Annotated in this window: 5 protein-coding genes, 1 other RNA gene and 1 pseudogene; 2 read left to right on the plus strand and 5 right to left on the minus strand. The window is 38.5% G+C overall.

The genetic code is table 11. The features are described 5' to 3' along the window. The 4 genes from KK060_RS24565 to KK060_RS24580 all read right to left on the minus strand — a co-directional run. Nucleotides 1-318: ATP-binding cassette domain-containing protein (locus tag KK060_RS24565; RefSeq protein WP_254157885.1), on the minus strand; the 318-nt coding region annotated here is incomplete at its 3' end. A gap of 28 nt (nucleotides 319-346) precedes the next feature. Beyond that, on the minus strand, nucleotides 347-1003 hold the full coding sequence (gene fsa, locus KK060_RS24570; protein WP_254157887.1) for a fructose-6-phosphate aldolase: 657 nt from the start codon (nucleotides 1001-1003) through the stop codon (nucleotides 347-349). A gap of 123 nt (nucleotides 1004-1126) precedes the next feature. Continuing rightward, nucleotides 1127-1220: signal recognition particle sRNA small type (gene ffs / locus KK060_RS24575), an RNA gene on the minus strand. Between the two features lie 140 nt (nucleotides 1221-1360). Beyond that, nucleotides 1361-2779: a S41 family peptidase gene (locus tag KK060_RS24580; protein ID WP_254157889.1), complete on the minus strand. Its 1419-nt coding sequence runs from the start codon at nucleotides 2777-2779 to the stop codon at nucleotides 1361-1363. A gap of 225 nt (nucleotides 2780-3004) precedes the next feature. Here KK060_RS24580 and trxA point away from each other — a divergent pair, with 225 nt between their 5' ends. Further along, nucleotides 3005-3310: a thioredoxin gene (gene trxA / locus KK060_RS24585; protein WP_254157891.1), complete on the plus strand. Its 306-nt coding sequence runs from the start codon at nucleotides 3005-3007 to the stop codon at nucleotides 3308-3310. Here the strand turns inward: trxA and KK060_RS24590 are convergent. Continuing rightward, nucleotides 3307-3639 carry a hypothetical protein gene (locus KK060_RS24590; protein ID WP_254157893.1) on the minus strand — a complete coding sequence of 111 codons (333 nt, stop codon included), beginning with the start codon at nucleotides 3637-3639 and terminating at the stop codon, nucleotides 3307-3309. The two genes, trxA and KK060_RS24590, sit on opposite strands and share 4 nt — an antisense overlap. A gap of 225 nt (nucleotides 3640-3864) precedes the next feature. Between KK060_RS24590 and KK060_RS24595 the strand changes: the two are divergent. After that, nucleotides 3865-4101 (plus strand): annotated as a pseudogene (locus KK060_RS24595) (hypothetical protein); the annotation flags it as partial.

The following is a 4101-nucleotide window of genomic DNA, read 5'->3' on the forward strand; positions in this document are numbered from 1 at the left end:
CATAAGATTCTCATCTACGGTGCGGTCGTTAAACAATTGGAAGTCCTGGAAGATGATTCCAAGTTTTCTTCTGAGAAGAGGAACTTGGTTGCCCTTTAAGCCTCTTAAATGAAATCCTGCAATGTCTATATCACCGAGCCTTAGCGGGAGATCAGCATATAATGTTTTAAGAAGGGAAGATTTTCCTGATCCGGTTCTCCCGACCAGGAAAACAAATTCACCTTTATCGATCTCAAAGTTAACATCCGATAATACGGTATGATGGTCCTGAAAAATGCTTACATCTTTTACACGTACTACCGGATCTGAAGAGAACATTTGTGACTAAACTTTAATATCTTAAATATTAACCATTAACTTTCTTATGATCAGCAAGGAATTTCTCTAAGCCGATATCAGTTAAAGGATGTTTAAGCAGACTTGTAATAACGTTTAATGGACAAGTAGCAACGTCAGCGCCTATTTCAGCACACTGTATTAAGTGCATGGTATGGCGAACAGAAGCTGCGAGAATTTCTGTATCAAAACCGTAGTTGTCGAAAATTACTCTCATTTGTGCGATAAGATCTAATCCATCATGAGAGATGTCATCCAAACGGCCAACGAAAGGAGACACGTAGCTTGCGCCTGCTTTAGCTGCAAGAATAGCCTGACCTGATGAGAAAACCAGGGTGCAGTTTGTACGGATGCCTTCGCTTGTAAATTTCTTTATGGCCTTAACACCATCCTTAATCATAGGTACTTTAACAACAATCTTATCATCAATTTTTGCAAGATCGCGGCCTTCCTTAAGGATAGAATCGAGGTCAGTAGAAATTACTTCGGCGCTCACGTTGTTATCAACGATGTTACAAATTGCTTTATAGTGTGCTTTTATATTGTCAAGTCCTTTGATTCCTTCTTTTGCCATTAATGATGGGTTTGTAGTTACACCATCAAGTACGCCAAGATCATAAGCTTCTTTGATTTCGTTCAGATTGGCTGTGTCAATGAAAAATTTCATGGGTTAGTTTGTTGTTTGTTTTACGACCGTAAATGTAAATGAAATATCAATTCTATAAATTGATAAACAGCGATAATATTGAAGTAAGGGGAGTAGAAGCGGAATAAAAGCGCTGTAAAAAGAAAAAGCAAGCCGAACATCGCACCGCTCAACCGCCTACCCTTGCTACCTTCCGATCCTGGGGGAGTTCAGCAGGAGCTGGTCGTGCCGACTTGCAGGGTGTAAACATACAATTACCATCAGATAATTCCCAAATCTTCAGGAAATTTTCAATTAAAATTTAAAACTGGATGCGTTTAGCGCCTGGCAGCAGATGAAAAAGGAGCTTTTCAGCTCCCTTTTGTCACTGAATTTATTTTATTCTTGATCGATGATCAAGTTGAAGCTTCGCCTTTTCCGATCTAATGAATGTCCTACAATTGTTTTCGATTCTTCGGGTTTCGGACTTCTGCTGATGGTAGGGATGCCTGTTATTTGCGCAATTGCCTGGCTTAGCAGGGCTTCCCTTGGATCGCCTAAAGGAAAAAGAAAGAGAGTATTGTCCTTGTTTACGATATTCGGTACAAAGCCATTTCCATAGTCTGATTGATTCAGACTATTGAAAACCTTAACCACTATGGGCTGTAAACCCCACTTATTTTTAGGATCTTCTTCTTCATAAAGTGATATAGAGCCCACATTTTTTCCGTAGGTAGTATCTCCGATAATAAAGACGTCCATGTAAGGCTTTAGCGAATTGATTACCAGTTCACTGGCAGAAGCTGTGCGCGAACTTGTTAGGATATAAACCCGGTTTCCGGTAAGCATGCTTCCTACATTTTGTGCTTTATCGGCAAATTTGCTGGTTAAGAAATCAGGACCTAAGTCCTTGTCTTTTATAATTTGTTCCTGGATCACATCATTGTACTCCTTCTTAGCGAATACCTTAGAACTGCCAACTCCAGAGCCGATTAAACTTGCAAGGTTTTTTGCCGATGTTTCTGACCCTCCGCTGTTAAAGCGAAGATCTAAAACAAGATCTGTAATGTCTGCTGACTTAAAGCTATTGAAGGCATTGTCCATCTCGTCATTGTACGTCTTGGTTTCTGAATCAGGACCATCAGCAAAAAGATTGTAAACAAAGTATCCTACTCTTCGCCCGCCGTCTACTTCAATAACCTTGCTAAGGTAGTTTGGATCTTCCGCATACTGAACTGTTGTTAAAGAAATTGAGGCAGGATCACCTACTTGCTTATTTTCAGGATCGATCGGCTTATATTCGATCGTGTGATTTTGCCCGATCTGATCGAGCAGGGTGCTATAGTTACTCGTTGTTATCTGCTGTCCGTTAATATGCGTAATTATATCGCCACGTTTTAGGCCTGCATTTTCTGCTGGGGAAGAGGGCTTGACATATAATATCTGAGCAATAACATTATTACTAGAAGCATTTTCGCGATAAAGAACAAACTCATAACCGGCTTCTTTGGTAACGCCTTTTAATGCATTTAATAATTCTACATAGTTATCCTGAATCCATGTGAAGCGGTCTTCTGAATACAGCAACTGGTCTAGGAATTCTTCTGGTTCTGCATTAACATCGGGAGAAGGTGGTAACTTATCTTTCCATAAATACCAGGTCTTCATTTCTTTGTAGATCCAGTTGTTTACATAAGCATTGTCTTCGTTGGTGATCTTGTTGGAAGGTGCGGGATCATCATCTTTGCAACCCGCAAGGAATAACAGGGCAACAAACCCTATTAAAGACAGTTTACTTCTAAAGTTTATTTTTTGCATTTGATTTCATTAACGATAAGTAACGATGAATTATTCTCGATTTCTATTCCAATTTAAAAAAGTAAAAGCACATCAGATAGCACTGTTGATAATGCTGCTTGATGTAATATAACTTTTTTTATCGAAAATTGGAGGAGTTTAAGTATTGATAATCAATCCATTATTCCTGACATTAAGAAACTTTCTCATTAAAGTAGAAGTTGAGTAAATATAATCTACATAAATATGGCAAAGGCATCTTTTTCTGATCTGATAAGAGACAAAAAACCGACGCTGGTCGATTTTTATGCTGAATGGTGTGGTCCTTGTAAAATGATGAAGCCAATTCTTGATGAACTAAAATCTAGCGTGGGGAGTAGAGCCAGGATTATAAAAATTGATGTCGATAAGAATCCACTTATTACGGCTGCTTATAAAATTCAAGGAGTTCCCACACTGGCCTTGTTTAAGGGAGGGGAACTCAAATGGAGACAAGCTGGTGTTATTCAGGTAGCTGAACTGAAAAGAATTATTGAACAACACGAGCACTAGTACATATAACGCTTCAGAAGTACCTCAATTTCCTTGTAGAACAAATGTTCATTTGTTTCGGTAAGGGCAGCGCTGTCCGTGGTTTTAATCTGATTAATTAGATTTTCATAATGCAAAGTGTTAACAGGTGAAAGTAACAGTTCTTTCAGATCTTTTTTGATAAATTCTATCTTTGCATTACTTAATTCCCTGATTCTGAAGTTGGAGGAAATGTATTCCTTTAAAAAGCGTTCGTCGAGAAAATCCTTGATTAAATCATTTCTGAGTTTACGTACAAGATCCAGAATATCGTGATCTGTCCATTTTGTGTTTAAGATGTTTGTTTCCATAGGCTTGCAATGAGGCTTCTTCGAGTGACATATTGTGTCAATAATGACTTTATTGGTCACTTTTTTTGTTTTAACTACGAGAGCCTATAGTTCAGTAACCTTTCCTACAGGTTTTCGCGTTTAGGTAACTGAATTCTGGTAAAATATTGTACCGGTTCTTAACAGAATGTTAAAAGTATTAAATGGCTTTGTTAGTTGAGTGAAAACCACCTAGTTTACCAACCCATGGATAAAACGTTTTGGCACAGGTTGTTTGAGTCGCATCAGGTTTGCCCTTCATGCCCTTCGCCTGCAGAGGTAACTGCTTTTTTTGATGATCTACTTGGAATTCTCTTTGCAGATTTTACACCCCTTTCTTTTACAACACGAGAAGAATTTGAAGCACATGTTCTGAAATTAAGAACAGAGCTGGAAAGAATACTTCAAAGTTCCGGTGCTTACGGTAAGAAGACAAAGGAGAGC

The sequence above is a fragment of the Chryseosolibacter indicum genome, from assembly GCF_018598585.1.
GTDB classification, from domain to species: domain Bacteria; phylum Bacteroidota; class Bacteroidia; order Cytophagales; family Cyclobacteriaceae; genus Chryseosolibacter; species Chryseosolibacter indicus.

Coding starts and splice junctions, on each gene's coding strand:
- KK060_RS24590 (WP_254157893.1), bottom strand. CDS start 3,639: ATGGAAACAAACATCTTAAACACAAAATGGACAGATCACGATATTCTG.
- fsa (WP_254157887.1), bottom strand. CDS start 1,003: ATGAAATTTTTCATTGACACAGCCAATCTGAACGAAATCAAAGAAGCT.
- KK060_RS24580 (WP_254157889.1), bottom strand. CDS start 2,779: ATGCAAAAAATAAACTTTAGAAGTAAACTGTCTTTAATAGGGTTTGTT.
- trxA (WP_254157891.1), top strand. CDS start 3,005: ATGGCAAAGGCATCTTTTTCTGATCTGATAAGAGACAAAAAACCGACG.